General features: G+C 71.6%; 18 protein-coding genes and 1 pseudogene. 3 read left to right on the top strand and 16 right to left on the bottom strand.

Annotated features, from left to right (window positions below; translation table 11 throughout):
- Nucleotides 1-3 precede the first annotated feature (3 nt).
- From RI138_RS25575 to RI138_RS25545, 7 genes are all read right to left on the bottom strand, one after another.
- Nucleotides 4-564, bottom strand: coding sequence for a GNAT family N-acetyltransferase (locus RI138_RS25575; protein ID WP_311121774.1), 561 nt, complete (start codon nucleotides 562-564; stop codon nucleotides 4-6).
- Nucleotides 565-600: 36 nt separating this feature from the next.
- A complete protein-coding gene (locus RI138_RS25570; protein WP_311123006.1) occupies nucleotides 601-1,443 on the bottom strand; it encodes a GNAT family N-acetyltransferase in 843 nt (280 codons plus the stop codon).
- A gap of 155 nt (nucleotides 1,444-1,598) precedes the next feature.
- Nucleotides 1,599-2,753, bottom strand: coding sequence for a flavodoxin-dependent (E)-4-hydroxy-3-methylbut-2-enyl-diphosphate synthase (gene ispG / locus RI138_RS25565; RefSeq protein WP_096632872.1), 1,155 nt, complete (start codon nucleotides 2,751-2,753; stop codon nucleotides 1,599-1,601).
- Nucleotides 2,754-2,948: 195 nt separating this feature from the next.
- The gene (locus RI138_RS25560) at nucleotides 2,949-4,259 is read right to left on the bottom strand and encodes a M50 family metallopeptidase (protein ID WP_096632871.1); all 1,311 of its coding nucleotides are present in this window, start codon (nucleotides 4,257-4,259) and stop codon (nucleotides 2,949-2,951) included.
- Complete coding sequence (dxr, locus tag RI138_RS25555; protein ID WP_096632878.1) at nucleotides 4,256-5,509, bottom strand: 1-deoxy-D-xylulose-5-phosphate reductoisomerase; 1,254 nt, start codon at nucleotides 5,507-5,509, stop codon at nucleotides 4,256-4,258. The genes RI138_RS25560 and dxr overlap by 4 nt, the downstream gene beginning before the upstream one ends.
- A 71-nt stretch (nucleotides 5,510-5,580) precedes the next feature.
- Complete coding sequence (aroA, locus tag RI138_RS25550) at nucleotides 5,581-6,822, bottom strand: 3-phosphoshikimate 1-carboxyvinyltransferase (protein ID WP_311121773.1); 1,242 nt, start codon at nucleotides 6,820-6,822, stop codon at nucleotides 5,581-5,583.
- 94 nt (nucleotides 6,823-6,916) lie between these two features.
- Nucleotides 6,917-8,872 carry an acyl-CoA dehydrogenase family protein gene (locus tag RI138_RS25545; protein WP_311121772.1) on the bottom strand — a complete coding sequence of 652 codons (1,956 nt, stop codon included), beginning with the start codon at nucleotides 8,870-8,872 and terminating at the stop codon, nucleotides 6,917-6,919.
- A 379-nt stretch (nucleotides 8,873-9,251) separates the two neighbouring features.
- On the opposite strand from RI138_RS25545, the gene RI138_RS25540 reads away from it, so the two are divergent.
- Complete coding sequence (locus tag RI138_RS25540) at nucleotides 9,252-9,767, top strand: hypothetical protein (RefSeq protein WP_311121771.1); 516 nt, start codon at nucleotides 9,252-9,254, stop codon at nucleotides 9,765-9,767.
- A 105-nt stretch (nucleotides 9,768-9,872) separates the two neighbouring features.
- On the opposite strand, the gene RI138_RS25535 is transcribed toward RI138_RS25540, so the two are convergent.
- The 3 genes and pseudogenes from RI138_RS25535 to RI138_RS25525 all read right to left on the bottom strand — a co-directional run bounded on the left by RI138_RS25535 (nucleotide 9,873) and on the right by RI138_RS25525 (nucleotide 15,899).
- Nucleotides 9,873-11,318 (bottom strand): aldehyde dehydrogenase family protein, encoded by a 1,446-nt coding sequence (locus tag RI138_RS25535; protein ID WP_096632868.1) that lies wholly within the window; start codon nucleotides 11,316-11,318, stop codon nucleotides 9,873-9,875.
- 390 nt (nucleotides 11,319-11,708) lie between these two features.
- Nucleotides 11,709-13,268: pseudogene (locus tag RI138_RS25530) on the bottom strand (PucR family transcriptional regulator); the annotation flags it as partial.
- A 171-nt stretch (nucleotides 13,269-13,439) separates the two neighbouring features.
- Nucleotides 13,440-15,899 (bottom strand): ATP/GTP-binding protein, encoded by a 2,460-nt coding sequence (locus RI138_RS25525; protein WP_311121770.1) that lies wholly within the window; start codon nucleotides 15,897-15,899, stop codon nucleotides 13,440-13,442.
- Between the two features lie 279 nt (nucleotides 15,900-16,178).
- On the opposite strand from RI138_RS25525, the gene gabT reads away from it, so the two are divergent.
- Both gabT and RI138_RS25515 read left to right on the top strand, forming a co-directional pair.
- On the top strand, nucleotides 16,179-17,519 hold the full coding sequence (gene gabT, locus RI138_RS25520) for a 4-aminobutyrate--2-oxoglutarate transaminase (protein ID WP_311121769.1): 1,341 nt from the start codon (nucleotides 16,179-16,181) through the stop codon (nucleotides 17,517-17,519).
- A 424-nt stretch (nucleotides 17,520-17,943) separates the two neighbouring features.
- Nucleotides 17,944-18,480 carry a phosphatase PAP2 family protein gene (locus RI138_RS25515; RefSeq protein ID WP_398864354.1) on the top strand — a complete coding sequence of 179 codons (537 nt, stop codon included), beginning with the start codon at nucleotides 17,944-17,946 and terminating at the stop codon, nucleotides 18,478-18,480.
- 230 nt (nucleotides 18,481-18,710) lie between these two features.
- On the opposite strand, the gene RI138_RS25510 is transcribed toward RI138_RS25515, so the two are convergent.
- The 6 genes from RI138_RS25510 to RI138_RS25485 form a co-directional block, all read right to left on the bottom strand.
- A complete protein-coding gene (locus tag RI138_RS25510) occupies nucleotides 18,711-20,531 on the bottom strand; it encodes a chitinase (protein WP_311121767.1) in 1,821 nt (606 codons plus the stop codon).
- A gap of 91 nt (nucleotides 20,532-20,622) precedes the next feature.
- Nucleotides 20,623-21,099 (bottom strand): hypothetical protein, encoded by a 477-nt coding sequence (locus RI138_RS25505; protein ID WP_311121766.1) that lies wholly within the window; start codon nucleotides 21,097-21,099, stop codon nucleotides 20,623-20,625.
- Nucleotides 21,100-21,232: 133 nt separating this feature from the next.
- Nucleotides 21,233-22,648, bottom strand: a complete 1,416-nt coding sequence (locus RI138_RS25500) for an NAD(P)/FAD-dependent oxidoreductase (protein ID WP_311121765.1) — start codon at nucleotides 22,646-22,648, stop codon at nucleotides 21,233-21,235.
- A 23-nt stretch (nucleotides 22,649-22,671) separates the two neighbouring features.
- A complete protein-coding gene (locus RI138_RS25495; RefSeq protein WP_311121764.1) occupies nucleotides 22,672-23,475 on the bottom strand; it encodes an ABC transporter permease in 804 nt (267 codons plus the stop codon).
- On the bottom strand, nucleotides 23,475-24,407 hold the full coding sequence (locus RI138_RS25490; RefSeq protein WP_311121763.1) for an ABC transporter permease: 933 nt from the start codon (nucleotides 24,405-24,407) through the stop codon (nucleotides 23,475-23,477). Before RI138_RS25490 ends, RI138_RS25495 begins: the two co-directional genes overlap by 1 nt.
- The gene (locus RI138_RS25485; RefSeq protein WP_096626438.1) at nucleotides 24,404-25,555 is read right to left on the bottom strand and encodes an ABC transporter ATP-binding protein; all 1,152 of its coding nucleotides are present in this window, start codon (nucleotides 25,553-25,555) and stop codon (nucleotides 24,404-24,406) included. Before RI138_RS25485 ends, RI138_RS25490 begins: the two co-directional genes overlap by 4 nt.
- Nucleotides 25,556-25,643 lie beyond the last annotated feature (88 nt).

Here is a 25,643-nt window from a genome sequence, read left to right as displayed (position 1 = left end):
GCCCTACCGCAACAGCGGCAGGGGGGCGCCCATGACCGCGTACGGCTGCGGGGCGCTCGGGAAGACCACCTGGCGGGCCAGGTCGCGGTAGCCGAGGGCGCGGTACAGGGCACGGGCCGGGCTGTCCTTGTCGATGGCGGAGAGGATCGACCGGGGGTGGTCCACGGCGTCGGTGATCGTGGTGATCAGCGTGCGGCCGATACCGCGCTGCTGATGGCCGGGGTGGACGTGCAGCTCGGTGATGACGAAGGAGTCGTCGAGCCAGCCGTCGGAGCCGGTGGCCCGCAGATAGGGCTCGACGACGGTGGACCACCACTGGGCGCGGTCGTTGGGCAGCCCGTAGACGAAGCCGACGAGCCGTCCCTCGGGGGTGAGGGCGCCGAGGGCGCGGGCGTGGGGGTGCTCCAGGTGCCTGAGGACGATGTGGCGGCGTACGTCGATCTCGTCCTGGGTGAGCCCGAAGGCGGCCGCCTGGACGAGCAGGGCTTCGTCGACACGGGCGGCCAGGTCGACGGGGCCGATCTCGACGTCGGGTGCTGCGGAGCCTTCTCCGGGGACTGCCATGCGGGAACCCTACTGGCCCAGGGGTTGTCCGGCGGATCAGAACAGGACGCTCATGAACGCGCCGGTCTCACGGAAGCCGACGCGGCGGTAGGCCCTGCGGGCGGGGGTGTTGTAGTCGTTCACGTACAGGCTGACGACGGGGGCGACGTCGGCCAGGGCGTAGCGCAGGACGGCGGCCATGCCGGTCTCGGAGAGGCCCTTGCCCCGGTGTTCCGGGGCGACCCAGACACCCTGGATCTGGCAGGCCTGGGGGGTGGCGGCGCCGATCTCCGCCTTGAAGACGACCTTGCCGTCGTCGATGCGGGCGAAGGAGCGTCCGGCGCCGACGAGTTCGGCGACGCGGGCCTGGTAGAGGAGTCCGCCGTCCCCGGCGAGCGGCGAGATGCCGACCTCCTCGGTGAACATGGCGACGCAGGCCGGCATGAGGACCTCCGTCTCGTCCTTGCGGATGCGGCGGACGAGCGGGTCGGGGGTGATGTCGGCGGAAGGGCTTTCGGTGACCATGAGCGGCTGGTTGGCGCGGACCTCGCGGGCGGGGCCCCAGCTCGGTTCGAGGTGCCGCCACAGCAGGGCGGTGGGTTCGGCGGGTCCGACGATGGAGGAGCAGCGGCGCCCGGCCCGGCGGGCCCGGTCGGCGAAGGCCCGGACGGCCTCGGGTCCGGCGCAGATGGGGACGAGGTTGGCGCCGGAGTAGCACAGGGAGCGGAGCCTGCCGTCGGCGTACCAGCCCCACATCTCCCCGCCGAGGCGCCAGGCGTCTAGCCCCGCGACCTGGACGCGGGACGTCACAAAGGCGTTGGCCACGGGCTCGCTCTCCAGGATGGCGAGCGCTGCGCCGAGGTCGCTGGGTTCGAGGACCCGGGTGGTGGTCTGCGTCAACACGAGGGGGCCTCACCATGCGGTCTGCTGATTTCCGCACTGTACCCAACAAGCCCCTTGAACGCCGCCCGGGTCCGCGAGAGGGCCTCTCACCACACCGCCGCCCCGCCGGGCGCGGGGCCCGGCGGGGCGGTGAGGACGAGGGAAAGCCGAGGTCAGCTGATGGAGACCTCGGGTTCGCCGGACGGGATGCCGTCCTTCTCCATCTGCTCGGCGATCTTCATGGCCTCTTCGATCAGGGTCTCGACGATCTTCGACTCGGGGACGGTCTTGATGACCTCGCCCTTGACGAAGATCTGGCCCTTGCCGTTGCCGGAGGCGACGCCGAGGTCGGCCTCGCGGGCCTCGCCGGGGCCGTTGACGACGCAGCCCATCACCGCGACGCGGAGCGGGACCTCCATGCCGTCGAGCCCGGCGCTGACCTGGTCGGCGAGCTTGTAGACGTCGACCTGGGCGCGGCCGCAGGAGGGGCAGGAGACGATCTCCAGGCGGCGCTGCTTCAGGTTCAGCGCCTCCAGGATCTGGAGTCCGACCTTGACCTCCTCGGCCGGCGGGGCCGAGAGGGAGACGCGGATGGTGTCGCCGATGCCCTCGGAGAGCAGCGCGCCGAACGCGACGGCCGACTTGATGGTGCCCTGGAACGCCGGCCCGGCCTCGGTGACGCCGAGGTGCAGGGGGTAGTCGCTCTGGGCGGCGAGCTGGCGGTAGGCGTTGACCATCACGACCGGGTCGTTGTGCTTGACCGAGATCTTGATGTCGCCGAAGCCGTGCTCCTCGAAGAGGGACGCCTCCCAGAGGGCCGACTCGACGAGGGCCTCGGGCGTGGCCTTGCCGTACTTCTTCAGGAGCCGCGCGTCCAGGGAGCCGGCGTTGACGCCGATCCGGATCGGCGTGCGGGTCTCGCCCGCCGCCTTCGCGATCTCCTTGACCTTGTCGTCGAACTGCTTGATGTTGCCCGGGTTCACCCGGACCGCCGCGCAGCCCGCGTCAATGGCCGCGAAGACGTACTTCGGCTGGAAGTGGATGTCCGCGATCACCGGGATCTGGGACTTCTTCGCGATCGTGGCGAGGGCGTCGGCGTCGTCCTGCGTGGGGCAGGCCACGCGCACGATCTGGCAGCCGGACGCCGTCAGCTCGGCGATCTGCTGGAGCGTGGCGCCGATGTCCGAGGTGCGCGTCGTCGTCATCGACTGCACCGAGACGGGCGCGTCACCGCCGACCGCGACCGAGCCGACCTGGATCTGTCGGCTGACCCTTCGGTCGGCGAGCTTGGTCGGAACGGCCGGCATTCCGAGAGAAATCGCAGTCATGCGCTGTGCATCCCCAAGGTGTGGATCAAGGTCCCGATTTCGGCGGGCTCCAGCCTTCGAGGTTACGGCACCGGAGCCCGGGCACACGCACCATGTCGACATGTCCACCCCTTCGTGAGCGGCCGGACACGACATGTGTGCCCGGCCGTCACCTGTGGGGCGAATGGGACGATCAGCTGATCTCCACCGGGGCGGTCAGCTGATCCTGACCGGGTTCACGATGTCGGCCACCAGGACCAGCAGCGTGAAGCAGATGAAGAGTCCGGCGACCACGTAGGCGACCGGCATCAGCTTGGCCACGTCGAACGGACCCGGGTCCGGGCGCCGGAAGACCCTGGCCACATTGCGCCGCAACGACTCCCACAGGGCGCCCGCGATATGCCCGCCGTCCAGTGGGAGCAGCGGCAACATGTTGAACAGGAACAGCGACAGGTTGAAGCCCGCCAGCAGGAACAGCATCATCGCGACCTGGTTCTGGGCCGGGATGTCGAGGTTCATCACCTCGCCGCCGATCCGGGCCGCGCCCACCACGCCGACCGGTGAGTCGTCGGCGCGCTGGCCGTCGCTGAAGGCGGCGTCCCACAGGGCCGGGATCTTGGAGGGCAGGGCGATGATCGCGTCGACGCCGTTCTCGATCATGTCGCCCATACGGACGACGGAGTCGCCGAAGGAGAGCGGCACGATCTCGGTCTGGGCGGCGAAGCCCAGGTAGCCCGCCTTGATGTACTGGTCGGGGATGACCTCGCCATCGGCGTCCTTCTTCGCGACGGCGTTCTCGCGCAGGACGGCGTTGAGGGTGACCTCCTGGCCGCCGCGCTCGACGGTGATCGTGGCGGGGCCGATGGTCCCGCGGATGCGGTCCGAGAGCGTCGCCCAGTCGTCGACCCGCTGCCCGTCGAAGGCGACGATCTTGTCGCCCTCCTTCAGGCCCGCGGCCTTGGCCGGGGAGACCGGGTCGCTGTCCTTGCAGGTGTCGCGCTTGTCGCTCTGCGAGATGACGCACTGCTGGACGCCCGCGACCTCGGTGGTCTGGGTCTGGAAGCCGAAGGTCATCGCGACGCCCATGAAGATCGCGACCGCGAGGACCAGGTTCATGAACGGCCCGGCGAACATCACGATGACGCGCTTCCACGGCTTGCGCGTGTAGAAGAGCCGCTTCTCGTCGCCCGGTTCGAGCTCCTCGTACGCGGCGGAGCGGGCGTCCTCGATCATGCCGCGCCACGGTGAGGTGGAGCGGGCCTCAAGGCGGCCGTCGGCGCCGGGCGGGAACATCCCGATCATGCGGATGTAGCCGCCCGCCGGGATGGCCTTGATGCCGTACTCGGTGTCGCCCTTCTTCTTCGACCAGAGGGTCGGGCCGAATCCGACCATGTACTGCGGGACCCGGATGCCGAACATCTTGGCCGTGGAGAGGTGGCCCAGCTCGTGCCAGGCGATGGAGAAGAGCAGGCCCACGACGAAGACGGCGATCCCCAGGACCGTCAGCAGGATCGAGGTCAGACTCATGCGCGCGCCTCCGCTGTCGCTTTCGCCGAGAGTTCCCGGGCCCGTGCGCGGGCCCACGTTTCCGCTTCGAGGACGTCCGCGACGCTGAGCGAGGTTCCCGGGGCGGGGGTGCCGTGTTCGGACACCACAGCGGTGACCGTATCCATGATTCCGTTGAAGGGCAGCTGTCCGGCGAGGAAAGCGTCGACGCACTCCTCGTTCGCCGCGTTGAAAACGGCGGGCGCGGTGCCGCCGAGCCCGCCGACGTGCCGGGCGAGACCGACGGACGGGAAGGCCTCGGTGTCCAGCGGGAAGAACTCCCAGCTGGAGGCCTTCGTCCAGTCGAAGGCGGGGGCGGCGTCCGGGATGCGCTCGGGCCAGCCGAGGCCGATGGCGATGGGTCCGCGCATGTCGGGCGGGGTGGCCTGGGCGAGCGTGGAGCCGTCGCTGAACTCGACCATGGAGTGGACGTAGGACTGCGGGTGGACCACGACCTCGATCCGGTCGAAGGGGATGTCGTAGAGGAGGTGCGCCTCGATGACCTCAAGACCCTTGTTGACCAGGGTCGCGGAGTTGATCGTGATGACCGGGCCCATCGCCCAGGTGGGATGGGCGAGGGCCTGCTCCCGGGTGACGTCGGCCAGCTCCTCGCGCGTACGGCCCCGGAAGGGTCCGCCGGAGGCGGTGACGACGAGCCTGCGGACGTCGGCGCGGGTGCCCGCGGCCAGCGCCTGGAAGAGGGCAGCGTGCTCGGAGTCGACCGGGATGATCTGGCCGGGGGCGGCGAGCGCCTTCACCAGCGGGCCGCCGACGATCAGCGACTCCTTGTTGGCGAGGGCGAGCGTGCGGCCCGCCTTCAGGGCGGCCAGGGTCGGGGCGAGCCCGATGGAGCCGGTGATGCCGTTGAGCACGGTGTGGCAGGCGCTCGCGGCGAGGGTGGTGGCCGCGTCAGGTCCGGCCAGGATCTCGGGCAGCGGCTCGCCGGCCCCGTACTGTTCCCGCAGCGCCTCGCGCAGGGCGGGGACCGCGTCCTCGGCGGCGACCGCGACCGTGTCCACCCGCAGCAGGCGGGCCTGCTCGGCCAGCAGGGCGACCCGGCCGCCTGCGGCCGAGAGCGCGGTGACCCGGAAGCGGTCGGGGTTGCGCAGGACCAGGTCGATGGCCTGAGTGCCGATGGACCCGGTGGAGCCGAGGATCACAAGATCCCGGCGGCCGTCCGCGGCATCGAAGACGAGATGCGGATCGGCGAGGGGTGCGGGGCTGTCGCTCATGCCTCCCATTGTTGCCGCTCCCGCTGTGTGCGCGGACAGCGCGTCCCGGTGGGGCGCGCGGTCGGCGCCTTTCAGCGCCCTTCGAGGGCGTTCGCGAAGTCCGCGAACACCTCGTGGAAGCGCGGGAAGGTCTTGCGTACGCAGCCGGGGTCGTCGTACGTCAGACCGGGGGTGCGCAGTCCGGCGACGGCGAAGGACATGGCGATGCGGTGGTCGCCGTGGGTCGCGATCCCGGCGGGCTTCGGCATACCGGGGTGGATCTCGATCCAGTCGGGGCCGGTGTGCACGGTGATGCCCATGCGGCGCAGGTTCTCGGCGCACGCCTCCAGCCGGTCGCACTCCTTGACCCGGGTGTTGGCGACGTCCTCGATCCGTACGGGCCCGTCCGCGTGGGGCGCGATGGCGGCGAGGGTGGGCATGGTGTCGGAGATGTCGCGCATGTTGACGGTGAGCCCGCGCAGCGGGCCGGTGGAGCGGACGGTGGTGGCGTCGGCGCCGACCGCCACTTCGGCGCCCATCGCGCGCAGGACGTCGACGAAGCGCAGGTCGCCCTGGAGCGCGCCGGCGCCGAGGCCGGGGACGGTGACCTCGCGGCCGGTGAGGGCGGCCGCGGCGAAGAAGTAGCTCGCGGTGGAGGCGTCGGGCTCGACGGCGTAGGAGGTGGCCCGGTAGCGGCCGGGCAGGACGGTGAAGGTGTCGCCCTCGCGCAGCACGTCCACGCCGAAGCTCCGCATCATCGCGAGGGTGATCTCGACGTAGGGGGCGGAGACCAGCTCGGTCACCTTGATCCGCAGCCCCTTCGCGGTGAGCGGTCCGAGCATCAGCAGGGCGGTGAGGTACTGGGACGACTCCCCCGCGTCCAGGGTGAGTTCGCCGCCCGTGATGCCGGTGGCCCGGACGGTCAGCGGGTGGTGCCCCTCGGCTCCCTCGTGGCGCAGGTCGACACCGAGGCCGGTGAGGGCCCGGGTGAGCGGGGCCAGCGGGCGGCGGCGCATCTGGGCGGAGGCGTCGAAGCGGTACGTGCCGGAGGCGGCGGCCGCGACGAGGGCGGGCAGGAAGCGGGCGGTGGTCGCGCCGTCACGGCAGTAGACGTCGGCCTCGGGGGCGGCGGGCCCGGCCGGGCGGCCCTCGATGTGCCAGCGGTCGGCCTCCTGGGTGACCCGGTACCCGAGGCTCCGGAGGCCTTCGGCGAACCCCTCGGTGTCGTCCGAGTGCAACGGGCGCAGGAGAGTAGTGGTGCCGTCGGCCGCGGCGGCCAGGAAGAGGGCGCGGGCGGTGACGGACTTGGAGCCGGGAAGGTCGATGAGGGTCACGGCGCCCATCCTGCCGGGCGGCGGGCGGGGCGAGGGGGTGCGTCCGGTGTGTGGACGGGGTGGACGCACCCCGGTCGGCCTCGGGGGACAGGCCTCAGCGCACCGGGCGGTGCTGGTTCTCCCGGACGGAGGGGCCGGGTGTGGCATCCGCGATCCAGGGGCCTTCGCCGCTGGGGTCGACGACGCCCTCCTCCAGCCAGGTGTACATACCGGACAGGACACCGTCGACCACGCGCCGGTCGAGGTCGTCGGTGTTGGACCACAGGCGGGTGAACAGCTCCTCCACCCGGATGCGGGCCTGCTCGCAGAAGGCGTCCGCGAGCTGGTAAGCCTCGCGGCCGTGCTCGCCCGCACCGCGCAGATGCTCGGCGCGGACACAGGCGGCGCTCATGGCGAAGAGTTCGGCGCCGATGTCGACGATCCGGCCGAGGAAGCCCTGCTTGGTCTCCATCCGGCCCTGCCAGCGGGACATGGCGTAGAAGGTGGAGCGGGCAAGCTTGCGGGAGGAGCGCTCGACGTACCGGAGGTGGCCGGAGAGGTCGCGGTGCCCCGCGGGGTGGAAGTCGGCGTACGTACGCGGGAGCTGGCCCGGTCCGGCGACCAGCTTGGGCAGCCAGCGGGCGTAGAACCCGGCGGCGTTCGCGCCCGCCCTCGCCTTGGCGGAGAGCGGCTTGTCGGGGTCGATGATGTCGCCCGCGACCTTGAGGTGGGCGTCGACGGCCTCGCGGGCGATCAGCAGATGCATGATCTCGGTGGAGCCCTCGAAGATCCGGTTGATGCGCATGTCCCGGAGCATCTGCTCGGCCGGAACGGCCCGCTCCCCACGGGCGGCCAGGGACTCGGCGGTCTCGAAGCCTCGGCCGCCGCGGATCTGGACCAGTTCGTCGGCGATCAGCCAGCCCGTCTCGGAGCCGTACAGCTTGGCGAGGGCGGCCTCGATACGGATGTCGTTGCGGTCCTCGTCGGCCATCTGCGAGGAGAGGTCGACGATGGCCTCCAGGGCGAAGGTGGTGGCCGCGATGAACGAGATCTTCTTGCCGACCGCCTCGTGCTGGGCGACGGGCCGGCCCCACTGCTCCCGTACGGCGGACCATTCGCGGGCGATCTTCAGCGACCACTTGCCCACGCCGACGCACATCGCGGGCAGCGAGAGGCGGCCGGTGTTGAGGGTGGTGAGGGCGATCTTCAGCCCGGCGCCCTCGGGCCCGATCCGGTGCGCGCCGGGCACCCGCACCTGGTGGAAGCGGGTGACGCCGTTCTCGATGCCGCGCAGCCCCATGAAGGCGTTGCGGTGCTCCACGGTGACGCCGGGGGCGTCCGCCTCGACGACGAAGGCGGTGATGCCTCCGGGGTGGCCCTCGGACGCGGGGACCCGGGCCATGACGACGAGCAGGTCGGCGACGACGCCGTTGGTGGTCCACAGCTTCACGCCGTCGAGGAGGTAGTCGGGCCCGTCGGGCACGGCGGAGGTGGCGAGGCGGGCGGGGTCGGAGCCGACGTCGGGCTCGGTGAGGAGGAAGGCGGAGATGTCGGTGGTGGCCAGCCGGGGCAGGAAGACGTCCTTCTGCTCCTGGGTGCCGAAGATCTTCAGCGGCTGCGGTACGCCGATCGACTGATGCGCGGAGAGCAGGGCGCCGATCGCGGGGCTGGCGGAGCCGACGAGAGCGAGCGCCTTGTTGTAGTACACCTGGGTGAGGCCGAGGCCGCCGTACTTGGTCTCGATCTTCATCCCGAGGGCGCCGAGCCGCTTGAGTCCGTCGATCACCTCGTCGGGGATCTTCGCATCGCGCTCGATCCGGGCGCTGTCGACCTTCGTCTCGCAGAACGCCCGCAGCCGCGCCAGGAACTCCTCGCCGCGCCTGATGTCGTCGGGCGGCGGCATGGGATGCGGGTGGATCAGGTCGAGCCTGAGCCGCCCCAGGAACAGCTCCTTGGCGAAGCTGGGCTTGCGCCAGTCCTGCTCACGGGCGGCCTCGGCGACCCGCCGCGCTTCGCGTTCGGTGACCTTGGGGGCCTTGGGGACCTGGGGTGTGTTGTGTGGTGCGGACATGAGGGACCTCACCTCGCCGCTCGTCGCTGCTGCTACTGGGCTGCTTCTGGTCCGTATGTAACCCGTGTACCCGCTGATCGGCACCCGCACCAGCCCCCGCGCACGAGGCGGGACACCGGCCTCCTTCAGCCGAGCGGGCCGGGCGCCAGGAGCGTCGGGGCGCGGTCCGGGGACTCGGGGCCCGCTGATCCGGGCATCGACCACTTCGTACGCGCACCCGGGTCGGGCAAGGCATCGTCACCACCTGGAGCAAGGGCACCCCGTTGACGATCGCGCCGGACCAGCCGATAAGCAGCACTCCTGGCCAGGTGCATGTCAGAAGTGACAGACTCCTGCGCAGCCACGAAGGGCACGAGGTCCGATACCTGGGGGTATGAGGATGAACTGGTACAGACGTGTGGGAGTTGCGCTGACCGCATCGCTGCTGGGTGGGCTGATGGCCTCGGGCACGGCCGGCGCCGCGACACCGAAGGACGTGTGCGGCTGGACGAGCACGCCCGTGGGGTGGGTCGAGGTGAAGTACTGGGACAGTTCCCGGTGCGGCTCGACCGGCGGGGGCATGTACAACACGAAGCGGATCACGGACACCAGCGACGTGGCCGCCGGCGGAACCGTGTCGGCGTGCACCTACAGCCCGATCCCGTCCGGGTTCCACATCACCAGGTACTCGTCGGTCTCCGACTGCAACCGGAGCCGCGGCACCAGCGATTACCACAACCGGGTCGGGCTGGTGAATCTCGCCGGTCTCCCGAAGGGCACCACCAAGACCATCTGCGGCCTGTTCGAGGTGCCGGCCGGGTGGACCGTGCACAGCCGGTCCAAGTCCGTCGACTGCCAGCAGTACAAGTACGGATATCCCTCCAACGACAACACCATGACCATCCGCAAGTCCTGACCCGGTCCGTGCGGAGTGCGGCCGCGGCGTCCGCAGGGGTGTGGTCGGCGGGCCCCGCCCGCGCTCGCTGTCCGGGCGGGGCGCGGGCGGGACCGTCCGGGGGTGTTACAGGGCGAGGCCGGTGAGGACCAGGACGCGCTCGTAGGTGTAGTCGTCCATGGCGTAGCGCACGCCCTCGCGGCCGACGCCGGACTGCTTGGCGCCGCCGTACGGCATCTGGTCGGCGCGGTACGAGGGGACGTCGCCGATGATCACGCCGCCGACCTCCAGGGCGCGGTGGGCGCGGAAGGCGGTCTGGAGGTCGTGGGTGAAGACCCCGGCCTGGAGGCCGTACTTGGAGGAGTTGACGGCGGCGAACGCCTCGCCCTCGCCGTCGACCTTCTGGAGGGACATGACCGGCCCGAAGACCTCTTCGCAGGAGAGCGTCACGTCGTCGGGGAGACCGGCGAGCACGGTCGGGGCGTAGGTGGCCCCGTCGCGCTTGCCGCCGGTGAGCAGCTCGGCGCCGCCCTGGACGGCCTCGTCGACCCAGGACTCGACGCGCTTGGCCGCGTCCTCGCTGACGAGCGGGCCCACGTCGGTGGTGGCGTCGGCCGGGTCGCCGGTCACCAGCGCCTCGACGGCGGCGACGATCTTCGGGACGAGCCGGTCGTAGACCGAGGCGTCGGCGATGACGCGCTGCACCGAGATGCAGGACTGGCCGCCCTGGTAGTTGGAGAAGGTGGCGATCCGGGTCGCGGCCCAGTCGAGGTCCTCGTCGGAGGCGTAGTCGCCGAGGACGACCGCCGCGCCGTTGCCGCCGAGCTCCAGGGTGCAGTGCTTGCGGGGCACCGACTCCATGATCGCGTAGCCGACGGGGCCGGAGCCGGTGAAGGAGATGACCGGCAGCCGCTCGTCCTGGACCAGGGCGGGCATCTTGTCGTTCGGGACCGTCAGGACGGACCAGGAACCGGCCGGGAGGTCCGTCTCGGCCAGCAGCTCACCGAGGATCAGGGCGGAGATCGGGGTGGCCGGGGCGGGCTTGAGGATGATCGGAGCGCCGACGGCGATGGCCGGGGCGACCTTGTGGGCGCTGAGGTTCAGCGGGAAGTTGAAGGGCGCGATGCCGAGGACGGCCCCGCGCGGGAAGCGCCGGACCAGCCCGAGCCGGCCGGTGCCGCCGAGGTCGGTGTCGAGCCGCTGGGCCTCGCCGCCGTTGAACCGGCGGGCCTCCTCGGCCGCGAACCGGAACACGGACACGGCCCGGCCGACCTCGCCGCGGGCCCACTTGATCGGCTTGCCGTTCTCCGCCGAGATCAGCTGGGCGATCTCCTCGGTACGCTCCGTCAGCCGCCGTACGACGTGGTCGAGGGCCGCGGCCCGTACGTGCGCCGGGGTCGCGGCGAACTCGTCGCGCACGGCGTGCGCGGCGGCGACGGCCTCCTCGACCTGGGCGTCGGTCGGCACGCTGACGGTGCCGACGAGACGTCCGTCGTACGGGTTGGTGACGTCGAAGCTGTCCGCACCGGTGGCCTGGCGGCCGGCCAGCCAGAAGGCGTGGGTGGAAGTCATGGAGGTTCCGGCCCTTCGGAGGTCGTGACGGGGGTGGCGGGCGCCCGGAAGGCTCACCGCTGTGGTCCCACGGTAGGGCGGCAGGGGGCTGAGGGCGTTTGTCCGGCGTGGAGCGGAGCGGGTGTCGGGTGCTCCGAATTGGCGGAGCGGGTGGCGGGTGGGGCGGCTGGTGCGTGGTGGGACGGGGGCGGCCGGTCGGGGCCGTTCCGCTCATTCCCCGGCGGGCTCGGCGGGCTCGGCGGGCTCGGGCGGCCCGGGAATCCCGGCGGTCCCGGTGGCCCTGGTGGTCCTGGTGGCCTCAGCAGTCTCAGCGGTCGCGGTTGCCGTCGCCATTGGACCCGTCGCTGCCGTCGCTGCCGTTGCTCCCGTCGCTGCGGCCGTCCCCTCCGCTCCCGTCGCCGCCGTCGCCTTGAGTGCGAGCCACAGCTCCATGCGGACGTCCGGGTCGTCCAGCGAGCGGCCCAGGATCTCCTCCACGCGGCGCATCCGGTAGCGCAGGGTGTGCCGGTGCACGCCCAGGTCGGCGGCGGCGGCGTCCCACTGCCCGTGCCGGGAGAGCCAGGCGCGCAGGGAGGCCACGAGGTCGCCGCGGCCCTTGGCGTCGTGCTCGTGGAGCGCGCGGAGCATGCCGTCGGCGAAGGCCCGTACCGCGTCGTCGGCGAGCAGGGGGAGCACCGAACCGGCCGCCAGCTCCTCGTGCTCGACCAGCGCCCTGCCCCGGCGGCGGGCGACGGACAAGGCCTGCTCGGCCTGCTTGTACGCGGCGGAGACGGCGACCGGGCCGGCGGGGGCGGAGAGGCCGACCACGACCTCGCTGTCCTCGGCGCCTCCTTCGCGCGGCGCACGTTCGTCCTGGGCCTCGGCGTAGGACGCGCAGGCGGCGACGGCGGCCCCGCCGTCCGCGGCGAGCACGACCACGCGCTCACCCTCGGGAACCAGGAGCAGCGCCTCGCCGGAACGGGCGGCGGCGGCCTCCATCGTCTCGGTGAGCAGGTCGGGTCCGGCCGGCGCGGGGGCCTCGGCGATGAGCAGCCGGAAGGGCGCGTCCAGCAGGCCGCCGTAGAGGTCTCCGGCGACCGCCCGCGCGTGGTCGGGCTGCCCGGCGAGCAGCATCCGCAGGACCGCGGCGCCCAGGCGCTGTTCGGCGCCCTGGAGGGAGCGGGAGCGGGCGGTGGTGAGGGTGAGCAGGGCGACGGCGGAGTGCACGGCGTACCGCTCGGCGGTACCCAGGGCCGCTCCCGTACCGACGGCCAGCGCGCCGCGGGCCCGGCGGCCGGTGCCGAGCGACTGGAGCTCGACCCGGTCCTCACTGTCGCCGACGACGACGCTGGCGGGGGCGGGCCGGTCGCGCAGTCGCTGGACGTCCGGGGTGAGCCGGGCGGCGCGGCGGGCGGCCCAGTCGGGGGCGGCGGCCAGCACCGCGCCGGAGGTGTCGTACAGGGCGGCCCAGCCGTTGATATGGGCGGCGAGCCGGGCGAGCAGGTCGGCGGGGCCGTCCCCGGCGAGCGCGGCCTTCGTCAACTCGCGCTGGGCCTCGAACCCCGCGGTGACCGCGCGGTACTGGTCGGCGGCGATGGCGGCGGAGACGGCCTTGCTGATGGCGAGGAACGGGGTGCGGCGGGGGACTTCGAGGAGCGGAAGGCCCGCTTCCTCGGCGGCGTCGACGAGAGCGGCCGGGATGTCGTCGTAGTTGACCCCGACGGCGAACCCGAGCCCGGCGACCCCGGCCCCGGCGAGCCGCCGCACGTACCGCCGCATGGACTCGGCGTTCTCGGCGTCGAGGTTGGTGGCGGTGACGAGGAGCAGTTCGCCGCCGTCCATGTAGGGCACGGGGTCGGCGAGCTCGCTGGCGTGGGCCCAGCGCACGGCGGTGTCGAGCCGGTCCGCGCCCGCCCGCACGGTGAGCTTGAGCGCCGAGTGCTGGACGAGCGAGGCGAGCGTGGGGGGCATGGGCCGGGAACCCTCGGGGTCGGGGACAAGTTCGGCGGACCGCCATCGCTTGGCGGATGCCGTCGATTTCGCCGTCCCGTATGAACGGCTGCCTCTGATTCTGCCAGGGCGGCAGGGTGCCGGTTAACCGCTCTCAGGGGGGGTGAGTCCCCTACTGGCCGGTAGGGGAAGTCAGGCGTCCAGCTGCACGAGGAGCGGCGGCGCATGCTCGCCTTCGACGGTGGCCAGCCGGATGACCGCGTGCCCGGCCGGGACGGAGTAAGCGAGCTCGGAGGCCGACCACCGCTCCCGCTCCACCTGCCGTACGGTCACCGCGTCCGTGGTCACGGCCTTGCCGGTGACGAGCTTGCGCAGGGCGTGCAGGGCGCGGGTGAAGGGCTGGTCGGCGAAGACGGTGTGCTGGGCGACCTCGCGGGTCTCGACCCACTCCTTGCCCCAGGCCTCGGCGAAGCGCTTGCCGTCCCAGGTGGTGATGCCGGAGAAGGCCGCCGTGCAGCCGACCGCGCCGAGCAGCGGGGTGTGCAGGGCCTCGGGCACGTCGTCCACGGTACGCAGGGCGAGTACGGCTCCCGCGTTGACCGAGCGGAGGCGGCGGATGCCCCGGACGGTCTCGGCGGTCACCGCGTGAGTGGCGTCGTCCAGGACGAGGCAGGCGAAGAGCGCGGTGTCGGTGCGCGCCGCGGTGATCGCGGTGAACTGGGCGAGGAGGAGTCGGGTGAGCAGTCGGGACGCCTCCGCGTGGCCGCGCTCCGGCAGGTCGATGCGGACCCGGAGCGGGTGCTGACCGAGAGAGCGCAGGGCGAAGGGGCGGGCGTCCGGTCCGGTGGCGAAGAATCCGGCGAACGCGGGACGGTCGAGCAGGGCGACCCGGTCGGCGAGGACCGGCGCGGGGTCGCCGGGGCCGCCCGCCTGCCGGGCCCGGGCGTCCAGCTCGCGAAGCATCGCGTGGTGCCCGGCGGCTTCCAGGGCGGCGCGGAGCCCGGCGATCGCGGCCGGGGTGCCGTCGAGGAGCTCACGCAGCTCGGGCACGGAGGGGAAGTGGTCGTGGGCTGCCCGGTAGGGACCGAGGAGCTGGGCGAGGACAGTGGCGGAGCGGCGGCTGTCGAGGCTGCCGACATCACCGACGAGCCCCTCCGCCAGGACGGCTGCGGCCTCGTCGGGGTCGGTGGTCCCCCCGTACAGGTCGAGGTCATGGGCGGAGGCAGGGTTGCCGACGCGTACGACGACGTCGAAGGCCTCGTCCGGGCCCAGCGGCGCACCCGCCGCGCCGACGGCGAGGACCGCGGCCTGCCCGGCGAGCGCGCGCAGCGCGAGGGCTTCGACGACCGGCCGGATCAGACGCGCGGACTTCCCCGCCCCCGGCGGGCCCACGGCGAGCAGTGAGGTGCCCAGCAGTGTGGGGTCCAGGGCGAGGCCCGTACCCCGGCGGACGTAGGGGTTGTGCTGGTCCTGGGCGCACCGGCCGATCCTGACCTGTCCGGTGAGGACGTCGTGGCGGGCGGTGCGGCGGGGCAGGTCTCGGTGGCCCGAAGGGTGCAGGGCAGCGGCTCCCCCGGTACGCAGGACGGCCTCGGCGAAGGGGGCGAGCCGGTCGGGCCGCCGGGTGGCGAGCGTCCACGCGTGGCGGAGCCGGGCCACGTCCACGTCGTTCATGCGGCCGGTGCGAACCTCGGCGGTGAGGGTGTCCGCCGCGTCGGTCCAGCCCGCTGCGCGCAGCTCGGGCCACTGGTCGGGGGAGGCGGCCGTGGCGGGGGCGGGCGGGCTGCCGGGGGCGGGGGCGGGGCTGACCCGGCGGGCGGCGATCAGTTCGCGCCAGCGGCCGAGGCGGGCGAAGGGCCAGAGCACGGCGGCGGCGATGAGTCCGTAGATCACGTTGACGACGGTCTGGCTCTGGTAGATCTCGCCGCCCGCGACGGAGGCGACCAGGACGAGGACCGGGCGGACGACCGGCAGGGTCTCCTTCCAGACGAGGAGCTGCGTGAACCCTGCGGCGACAGCGGCGGCGACGGCGAGGAAGGGCTGCCCCCGGCCCGCGACATGGCGGCGGAAGAGCTCGGAGAAGTTGCCGATGCGGCCGCAGCCGTAGGCCAGCAGCCCGAACAGGATCGCCTCGTACACCGTGAGGGCGTCACTGCCCTCGATGGTGCGGGGGCCGCCGGACGTTCCCGGGTTCCACCATTCCCCTGGGGTGAAGAGCTTCAGCGGGACGAGGCGGTAGGGGAGGTAGCCGTTGCGCCACAGCGACCACAGCAGCAGTGCGGAGAGCAGCGAGATCAGGGCGCCGACCAGCAGCGACCGGTCGGATACGCCCTCGGCCTCCTCGGGCGGGGGCGGGGTGTATCCGAACCGCCAGACGCCGGGCCCCTGGGGCGGGCGGGGAGTGCGCAGCCAGGCGTCGACCGGGGCCTCGGGGGACGGCTGCTCGACCGGGGTTGCGGTGGGGGGCGGAGCCGGCGCTCGTCCGGTCGGCGGGGCCGGGTACGGGGCCGGAGCACCGAGGCCGGATACGGAGGGCGCGGGCGCTGCGGCGGGGGGAGGTACCCGGGGCGGGGCCGTGGGCGGTGGCGGGACGGCCGGTCCGGGGACCCTGTCCGCGCTCGTGCCCCGTACGCCCCGCGTGTCGTCGTCCATGAACCACTGCCCCCTTGACCTGCCGGTCCGTCCGCTGCCCCGGTCAATCTAGTGCGCGCACACGGTGAGTTCAGCAACGCGCCCGGATAGTGACCGTCCGGGATCGCCCAGGACCCCTGCCGCACCGGCCCGGCAGGGGCCCCTCCGCCACCTGTTCGCCACCTGTCCGCCAAGGACAACGACACGCCCCCACCACTCCCGATCGGAGCATGCCCGCACCCCTCCCCCGCCCCTAGCCTGCAGAAAGAAGAGCGTCCGAAACACCCCCAGGAGCCCCTCATGACCGCAATCCCGCAGGAGCGCCGCGTCGTCACTGCCATCCCCGGCCCGAAGTCGGCCGAGCTTCAGGCTCGCCGTACCGCGGCCGTCGCCGCAGGTGTGGGCTCCACCCTGCCGGTGTTCACCGCCCGTGCGGGCGGCGGGATCATCGAGGACGTGGACGGCAACCGGCTGATCGACTTCGGGTCCGGGATCGCCGTGACCTCCGTGGGCGCCTCCGCCGAGGCCGTCGTGCGCCGCGCCTCCGCGCAGCTCGCGGACTTCACCCACACCTGTTTCATGGTCACGCCGTACGAGGGGTACGTCGAGGTCTGCGAGCAGCTGGCCGAGCTGACGCCGGGCGACCACGCGAAGAAGTCGGCGCTGTTCAACTCGGGCGCCGAGGCCGTCGAGAACGCGGTGAAGATCGCCCGCGCCTACACCAAGCGCACCGCCGTCGTCGTCTTCGACCACGGCTACCACGGCCGGACCAACCTCACGATGGCGCTGACGGCGAAGAACATGCCGTACAAGCAGGGCTTCGGCCCGTTCGCGCCCGAGGTCTACCGTGTCCCGGTCGCCTACGGCTACCGCTGGCCGACCGGCGCCGAGAACGCCGGTGCCGAGGCGTCGGCCCAGGCGATCGACGAGATCACCAAGCAGATCGGTGCGGAGAACGTCGCCGCGATCATCATCGAGCCGGTGCTCGGCGAGGGCGGCTTCATCGAGCCGGCCAAGGGCTTCCTCCCGGCGATCGCGCAGTTCGCCAAGGACAACGGCATCGTCTTCGTCGCGGACGAGATCCAGTCCGGCTTCTGCCGTACCGGCCAGTGGTTCGCCTGCGAGGACGAGGGCATCGTCCCGGACCTGATCACCACCGCCAAGGGCATCGCGGGCGGTCTGCCGCTGTCCGCCGTGACCGGCCGCGCCGAGATCATGGACGCCGCGCACGCCGGTGGCCTGGGCGGTACGTACGGCGGCAACCCGGTCGCCTGCGCCGGTGCGCTCGGGTCCATCGAGACCATGCGCGAGCTGGACCTCAACGCGAAGGCCAAGCGGATCGAGGAGGTCATGAAGGGCCGCCTCGCCGAGATGCGGGCCAAGCTGCCCAACGGCGACATCATCGGCGACATCCGCGGCCGCGGCGCCATGATCGCGATCGAGCTGGTGAAGTCCGGCACGAAGGACCCGAACCCGGAGGCGGCGGGCGCGCTCGCGAAGGCCTGTCACGCCGAGGGGCTGCTCGTCCTCACCTGCGGCACCTACGGCAACGTCCTGCGCTTCCTGCCGCCGCTGGTGATCGGCGAGGACCTGCTGAACGAGGGCCTCGACCTCATCGAGCAGGCGTTCGGCACCCTCTGAATCCATCGAAGATTCCATCGAACCGGGATGCGGGCGGCGGGCCGTTTCGACGCGTCGCTCCCGCATCCGGGTGAGGGCCTGTGAAGAACGTGTGCGGGGGCGATGACGGGTCGCGGCGGCGGCTTTCGGCCGCGCCTCCCCTGCCGTACGGTTTGTGCAGATGAGAGAAACACATCGCCCGCGGGAGACCGCGGGCGGTTCCGGGCCGGGGCTTCCCCAGCACCGTCCCGGGCGTGCCTCCGCGCACGCCACCGGAGCCTCCGGCTCCGGGACTCCTCACCGGTCGGACGGCCGCCCGCCCCACACCCCCCGGGGCGCGCGGCGAACCGATCCCGCCGGCCATCCCGGAACAACCCCCCCTGTTCCCGGGTGGCCGGCACCTCTCGTTTCCGGTGTCCTCTGCTCCCTCGCGGTGCTCTTCGCCCTGATCACCTGGCAGGTCGCGGCCGAGGGCCCCCTCTTCCGGCTGGACGAGCGGCTCGGCGGCGAGCTGTTCGGACGCGGCCCGGCCCGGCTGACCCAGCTCTTCTCCGACCTGGGCGGTATGCCGGTCGCGCTTCCCGTGCTCGTCTGCGCGATCGCGTACGCACTGTGGCGCGGCGCCCGGCGGCTGCCCGTGTACGCGGCCCTCACCATGGCGGCGGTACCCGCGCTGGTGATTCCGCTGAAGGTGGCCACCGCCCGGCAGGGGCCCCTGACCGAGGCGGTCAACTACTACCCGTCCGGGCATACGGCGACGGCGGCCGTGGCGTACGGGGCCTCGGCCCTGCTGCTCCTGGCGCTGCCCCGCCCGTCGTGGCTGCGGGCCTGGCTCCCGCCCCTCGCCGCGGTGCTGCTGACCGCGGCGACGGGCTTCGGTCTGGTGCTGCACGGTTACCACTGGCCGTTGGATGTGCTGGCCAGTTGGTGCCTGGGGCCGCTGCTGCTCGCGCCCCTGTGGTGGGTCGCTCGGCGGCGGTGAAAAGCGCCGTGAGCCACTCGGTGAGCTCCGGGCTGTCGTGGCTGATCATCGCGAAGTGGATGCCCAGCGGTCCGTCGGCGGGCACTGCTCCGGGCACTGCCTCCGGCCTCGCGCCCACTCCAGGAGAGCCCGGAGGGCGGCATGGGTGATGCCCGTCGCCGCAGTCCTCTTCACCCCGGCGACGGGCATCGGTTCGGTGGGGGACGGCCTCAGGTCCGCTCCCGGATGGGTCAGTCGCCGAAGTAGGAGTCGAAGTTCCGGGAGAACTCCTCGTTGTTGAAGCGGTCCCAGTTGATGGACCAGGTCATGAGGCCGCGCAGGTCGGACCAGGTGCCGTGGGTCTGGTAGGAGCCGCAGTCGGTCTTCTTGATCAGGCAGTTGAGCGCCTTGTTGACCTCGGCCGGCGCGGTGTGGCCGTTGCCCGCGTGGGTGGAGGCCGGAAGGCCGATGGCGACCTGGTCGGGGCGCAGGCCCGGGAAGACCTTGCTCTGGTCTCCCGCCACCGGGAAGCCCGCGAGCAGCATGTCGGTCATCGCGATGTGGAAGTCCGCGCCGCCCATCGTGTGGTACTGATCGTCGAGTCCCATGATCGGGCCGGAGTTGTAGTCCTGGACGTGGAGCAGGGTCAGGTCGTCGCGCAGGGCGTGGATGACCGGGAGGTAGGCGCCGGCGCGCGGGTCCTGGCCGCCCCAGGGACCGGAGCCGTAGAACTGGTAGCCCAGCTGTACGAAGAAGGTCTCGGGGGCCATCGTGAGGACGAAGTCGGAGCCGTACTTCGCCTTGAGGGTCTTGACGGCGGAGATCAGGTTGACGATCACCGGTGAGGTGGGGCTGCGGAAGTCGGTGTCGCCCGTGTTCAGCGAGAGGGAGTGGCCCTCGAAGTCGATGTCCAGGCCGTCCAGGCCGTAGGTGTCGATGATCTTGGAGACCGAGGTGACGAAGGCGTCGCGGGCCGCGGTGGAGGCGAGCTGCACCTGGCCGTTCTGGCCGCCGATGGAGATCAGCACCTTCTTGCCCGCGGCCTGCTTGGCCTTGATCGCGGCCTTGAACTCCGCCTCGGACTCGACGTTCGGGCACTCCGCGACCGGGCAGAGCGCGAAGCGGATGTCGCCGGAGGTGACGGAGGTGGGCTCGCCGAAGGCGAGGTTGATGACGTCCCAGGAGTCGGGCACGTCCGCCATCCGCGTGTAGCCGGAGCCGTTGGCGAAGCTGGAGTGCAGATAGCCGACGAGTGCGCGGGCCGGGAGCTCGGCCCCGCCGTCTCCGCTCTCCGCGGTGGTCGCGCTGACCGCCGCCGACTTCGCGGACTCACCGGCCTCGTTGGTGGCCGCGACCTGGAAGCTGTACGCGGTGGAGGCTGCCAGGCCCGTCACGGTGGCGGAGGTCGCGGTGACCGAGTCGACCTTCGTACCGCCCCGGTAGACGTTGTAGCCGCTCGCGCCGGAGACGGCGTTCCAGGAGAGGGAGACCGAGGAGGCCGTGGTCGCCGTCGGCTTCAGGCCCCCGGGCACGGCGGGGATCTGGACGGGGTCGCCGCCGGGGCCGATGAGGGTGAGGTCGTCGGCGTAGTAGGCCGGGGTGCCGTACCAGCCGTGGGTGTAGACGGTCACGGAGGTGGTGGCGGGGCCGGTGGTGAAGCCGGTGGTGAGCCGCTCCCACGTCCCGGGGGACTGCGTCCAGGTGGTGACGTCGGTCGTGCCGGTGCCGGATGCGCCGAGGTGGACGTACCCGCCCTGCACCCAGGCGCTCAGCGTGTACGTGGAGTCGGGCTTGACCGTGATCTTCTGCGAGCACTTCGCGTGGTCACCGCCGACCGGGGTCGCCTTGAGCGCCGCGGTGCCGCTGTGCGTGGGGGTGGCGACGACCGAGCCGCTGGAGGCCGTACAGCTCCAGCCGTCGAGTCCCGCTTCGAAGCCGCCGTTGCGCACCAGGTCCGCATCGGCCGCGCCTGCCGCCGGGGCCGAGGCGACCAGGGCACCGGCAGCGAGCAGAGCGGCCGAGCCGACGGCCAGAAGCCGGGAAAGTCTGACGGTTGGTCCGGTGCGTTCCACAACAGCCTCCGCGCAGGGGGGAATTCGGGGAGTGGCGTGCGCACAACATGGTCCAGACCAATGGGGTTGTCAAGACCTCTGGCGGCCTTTCTCAGCCCTCCGGGCGGTGTTTCCCGCGGGCGTCCCGGGCGGCGGCGCCCGCCGCCTCGTGCATCGCCAGCTCCAGCAGCCCGGCGTCGGTGAGGGTGCCCGAGCCGTCCGGCGGGATCAGCCAGCGCACACCCCCGGCGGCCCGCCCCGGGTAGGGGACGACGATCCAGGTGCCCTGACCGCAGCCCCTGATCCCGGTGCCGATCCAGCGGGAGACGGTGCCCGGCGGCACGAAGAAGCCCAGTCGGGCCTCACCGAAGTCGGCGAGGACGGGGCCCGGGCGGTCGATGAGACGGGTGAGGATGTCGAGCGTCGGACAGCCCAGCCCGCCGGGGAGGATCAGAACGTCCCAGCGCCGGCCGGCGGGAAGGAGCACGACCCCCTGCGGGTTGCGCGCCCATTCCCACCGGCAGGCGCCGGGATCCGGCGCCACCGATGTGAGCCACTCGACCGCGGCTTTCGTCTCCGGTCCCGTCATGACCTGCCTCCCGTTGACGTGAGCACCGGCGGGGTTCCGCCGGTGCTCACGTGCGAGAGAGGGTTGGGCGCCGACTATGACGCGGGTTGGGCCACCAGCAGCGGTGACGTGGGTCACACTGTTGGGCTGACTGTCAGCTGTCGAAGCCGAGGCCCAGCTTGTCCATGGTCTTCAACCACAGATTGCGGTGTCCGCCGTTACTGTCGGCGCGGGCGAGGGAGCGCTTGGTGATCTCGATCCCGGCCCAGGCGAACGGCTCGGGCGGGAACGGCATCGGCTTGGAACGGACCATTTCGAGGCGGGTCCGCTCGGTCTCCTGGCCCGCGAGCAGATCCAGCATCACGTCCGCCCCGAAACGGGTGGAGCCGACACCGAGACCGGTGAATCCGGCGGCGTAGGCGACCCGCCCCTGATGAGCCGTTCCGAAGAACGCGGTGAACCGGGAGCAGGTGTCGATCGCACCGCCCCAGGCGTGGGAGAAACCCAGTCCGGAAAGCTGGGGAAAACAGTCGAAAAACTGTCCTGCGAGTTTCAGGAACGTCTCCGGACGCTGGTCGAGATCGGCGCTCAGCTTTCCCCCGTACGGATAGATCGCATCGTATCCGCCCCACAGGATCCGATTGTCCGCGGAAAGCCGGAAGTAATGGAACTGATTGGCGCTGTCGCCGAGTCCCTGGCGCCCCTTCCAGCCGATGGATTCGAGCTGTTCGGGCGTGAGCGGCTCGGTCATCAGCGCGTAGTCGTAGACCGGCACGGTGTACGGGCGGACCCGCTTGACGAGTGAGGGGAAGATGTTGGTACCGAGCGCGACCCGGCGGGCGAGGACCCGCCCGTACGGCGTGCGCACCGCCATCCCGGGGCCGGAGCGCACGAGGTCGAGACCCCGGGTGTGCTCGTAGATCCGTACGCCCAGCTCCAGGCAGGCCCGCTTCAGGCCCCAGGCGAGCTTGGCCGGGTGCAGCATCGCCACGCCCCGGCGGTCCCAGAGGCCGCCGAGGAACGTGGGCGAGTCGACCTCGGCGCGCAGGGCCTCACGGTCCAGGAAGTCCACCCCGGTGATGCCGAGCCGCAGGATCTCCTCGTGCCATTCCCGCAGCTCTTCGAGCTGGTGGGGCTCGGTGGCGACATCGATCTCGCCGGTCCGCTCGAACTCGCAGTCGATCCCGTAGCGGGTGACGGCGGCCTCGATGGCGTCGAGGTTCCGCTCCCCCAGCTCCTCCAGCTTCGCGATCTCGTCGGGCCAGCGCTCGACGCCGTTGGCCAGGCCGTGGGTGAGGGAGGCGGCGCAGAAGCCGCCGTTGCGGCCCGAGGCGGCCCAGCCCACCTCGTGCCCCTCGATGAGGACGACGTCCCGCTCGGGGTCGCGCTCCTTGGCGATGAGCGCGGTCCACAGGCCGCTGTAGCCGCCGCCGATGACCAGGAGGTCGGTGTGCTCGTCGCCGGTGAGGGCGGGGAGCGCGTCGGGCCTGGCCGGGTCGTCGAGCCAGTAGGAGACCGGCTTGGCACCGGAGAGCGATTGTGCAGCAATACGCATGGCAGCTGGGGCCATGGTTTCCAACTCCTTCAGGACTTTCAGGATCGAGCGTTGCTCTTTCGCCGGTTCGCGATGAGCTGGCCGACGAGAACCATCAGTACCGCAATGATGAACATGGCGGTGCCGATGACATTGATCTGCACGGGTGTGCCGCGCTGTGCCGATCCCCAGACGAACATGGGGAAGGTGACGCTGGAGCCCGCGTTGAAATTCGTGATGATGAAATCGTCGAACGAGAGCGCGAAGGCGAGCAGGGCTCCCGCCGCGATCCCCGGGGCGGCGATGGGAAGGGTCACCCGTACGAAGGTCTGCACAGGGCCCGCGTACAGGTCGCGGGCGGCTTCCTCCAGCCTCGGGTCCATCGACATCACGCGCGCCTTGACGGCCGTCACCACGAAGCTGAGGCAGAACATGATGTGGGCGATCAGCACGGTCCAGAAGCCGAGCTGGGCGCCCATGTTCAGGAAGAGCGTGAGCAGGGAGGCGGCCATGACGACCTCGGGCATCGCCATCGGCAGGAAGATCAGCGAGCTGATCGCGCCGCGCGCCCGGAAGCGGTAGCGGACCAGCGCGAAGGCGACCATCGTGCCGAGCGCGGTGGCCCCCAGGGTCGCCCAGAAGGCTATCTGGAGGGAGAGCGAGAGCGAGCCGCAGAGGTCGGCGACGCCGCAGGGGTCCTTCCAGGCGTCCAGCGAGAACCGCTGCCAGGAGTAGTTGAAGCGCCCGTTCGGCTTGTTGAACGAGAACACCATCACGACGATGTTCGGAAGGATCATGTACGCGAGGGTCAGCAGACCCGCGATGACGACCAGGTTCCGGCGTATCCAGCGCAGTGCGGGCATCAGACCAGGTCCTCCGTCCCGGAGCGGCGGATGTAGAAGGTGACCATCAGCAGGACGACCGCCATGAGGATGAACGAGAGCGCGGCGGCCGTCGGATAGTCCAGGACCCGCAGGAACTGGCTCTGGATGACGCTGCCGACCATCTTGGTGTCCGTGGATCCCAGCAGCTCGGCGTTGACGTAGTCGCCGCTGGCCGGGATGAAGGTCAGCAGGGTCCCGGCGACGACGCCCGGCATGGAGAGCGGGAACGTCACCTTGCGGAAGGTGGTGGCGGGGGTGGCGTAGAGGTCGCCCGCCGCCTCGTGCAGCCGGCCGTCGATCCGCTCCAGCGAGGTGTAGAGCGGCAGGATCATGAACGGCAGGAAGTTGTACGTGAGGCCGCAGACGACGGCCATCGGCGTGGCGAGGACCCGGTTGGACTCGGTCCAGCCGAGCCAGCTGGTGACGTCCAGGACGTGCAGGGTGTTGAGCACGTCCACGACCGCGCCGCCGTCGGCCAGGATCGTCTTCCAGGCCAGCGTACGGATGAGGAAGCTGGTGAAGAACGGGGCGATGACCAGCACCAGCACCAGGTTGCGCCAGCGGCCCGCCTTGAAGGCGATGAGGTAGGCGAGCGGGTAGCCCAGCAGCAGGCAGAGGATCGTGGCGGTGCCCGCGTAGAGCAGGGACCGGATGAACTGCGGGTAGTAGTCGCGCAGCGCGTCCACGTACGTCTGGAAGTGCCAGGTGACCTCGAAGCCCTCCTCCAGGGAGCCGGTCTGTACGGAGGTGGAGGCCTGGTAGACGAGCGGCAGCGCGAAGAAGACGACCAGCCAGAGGATGCCGGGAAGCAGCAGCCAGTAAGGGATCAGCCGTTTGCGGGTGGAGGGCTTGCGGAGCTTGGGCTCCTCGGGGTGTGAAGGGGGCGCGGGCGGCGCCTCGGTGACGCTCACTCCGCGTCCTCCACACTCGTCGCGCCCGCGTCGATGTCCTGGGCGGCGTCGAGGCCGAAGGTGTGGGCGGGGTTCCAGTGCAGGACGACCTCGGCGCCGGGGAGGAGTCCGGCGCGCCTGTCGACGTTCTGCTCGTACACCTGGAGGGCCGTTCCGGCCGGGCTCTCGACCACGTACTGGGTGGAGACGCCGATGAAGCTGGAGTCCGTGATGCGTCCGGTGACACGGTTGCGGCCCGCGGCGATGTCATCGGCGTCGTCCGCGTGGGCCAGGGATATCTTCTCGGGCCGGATGCCGAGCAGGAGGCGGCCGCCGCTGGTGGTGGGGGCCGAACACCGTTCGCGGGGCAGGGTGAGCTTGCCGCCGCCCGCCGCCACGACGAGATCGTCGCCGGTGGAAACGATCTCGCCCTCGATGAGGTTGGAGGTGCCCAGGAAGTTGGCGACGAACGTGGTGCGCGGGTTCTCGTAGAGGTCGGCGGGGGCGCCGAGCTGTTCGACGCGGCCTCCGTTCATCACCGCGACGGTGTCGGCCATGGTCATGGCCTCCTCCTGGTCGTGGGTGACGTGGACGAAGGTGATGCCGACCTCGGTCTGGATGCGCTTGAGCTCCAGCTGCATCTGGCGGCGCAGCTTGAGGTCGAGGGCGCCGAGCGGTTCGTCGAGCAGCAGGACCTGCGGGTGGTTGATGAGGGCGCGGGCCACGGCGACGCGCTGCTGCTGGCCGCCGGAGAGCTGGTGCGGTTTGCGGCGGGCGAAGTCGCCGAGCTCGACCAGCTCCAGCATCTCGTCGACCTGCTTCTTCACCGACTTGATGCCGCGCCGGCGCAGGCCGAAGGCGATGTTCTCGGTGATGTCCAGGTGCGGGAAGAGCGCGTAGCTCTGGAAGACGGTGTTGACGGGCCGCTTGTACGGGGGCAGGTCGGTGATGTCCTCGTCCCCGAGGAAGACCGTACCGGTGGTGGCCTCCTCCAGGCCCGCGATCATCCGCAGGGTGGTGGTCTTGCCGCAGCCGGACGCGCCGAGCAGGGCGAAGAAGGAGCCCTGGGGGACGGTCAGGTCGAGCGGGTGCACGGCCGTGAAGGAGCCGTAGGTCTTGCTGATCCCGGCGAGGCGGACATCGCCGCCCGCGGTCTGCTGCTGTGTCATGGGTCGCAGTCCCAGTGTGTTCGGGGGGGTACGGGGAAGGGGTGACCGGGTCGGGTTACCGGTGAGGTGCCTGGGCCACCGGTGAGGT

Source organism: Streptomyces durocortorensis (genome assembly GCF_031760065.1).
Taxonomy (GTDB): Bacteria; Actinomycetota; Actinomycetes; order Streptomycetales; family Streptomycetaceae; genus Streptomyces.
This window is presented reverse-complemented; position numbering and strand designations above follow the sequence as displayed.